At 33.5% G+C, this 251-nt stretch carries 1 protein-coding gene; it reads left to right on the top strand.

The window, feature by feature from the left end:
- Positions 1-251: transposase (locus PL9631_RS25715; protein WP_197046528.1), on the top strand; the 251-nt coding region annotated here is incomplete at both ends.

The following is a 251-nucleotide window of genomic DNA, read 5'->3' as shown; positions in this document are numbered from 1 at the left end:
TTTATAGATTGGCAAGCGGAAAAAGCTGAAAAGCATTTTCAAAATACTCGACAAATTACCGTACTGATTCAAGACAACTATAGCGTCCATAAAAGTCAAAAAATACAAGAAAAAGAAAGGGAGTGGCAAGACAAAAAATTAGAATTTTTTTTCCTGTCTGCTTATAGCCCTGAATTAAATGAAATCGAACCAGAATGGCATCAATTAAAAACTCATGAACTGGCGGGAAGAATGTTTGAAGATGAATATGA

It is taken from the genome of Planktothrix paucivesiculata PCC 9631, from assembly GCF_900009265.2.
Taxonomy (GTDB): Bacteria; Cyanobacteriota; Cyanobacteriia; order Cyanobacteriales; family Microcoleaceae; genus Planktothrix; species Planktothrix paucivesiculata.
Note: the sequence above shows the minus strand (reverse complement) of the source record. Positions and strands in the feature narration are given on the sequence as shown.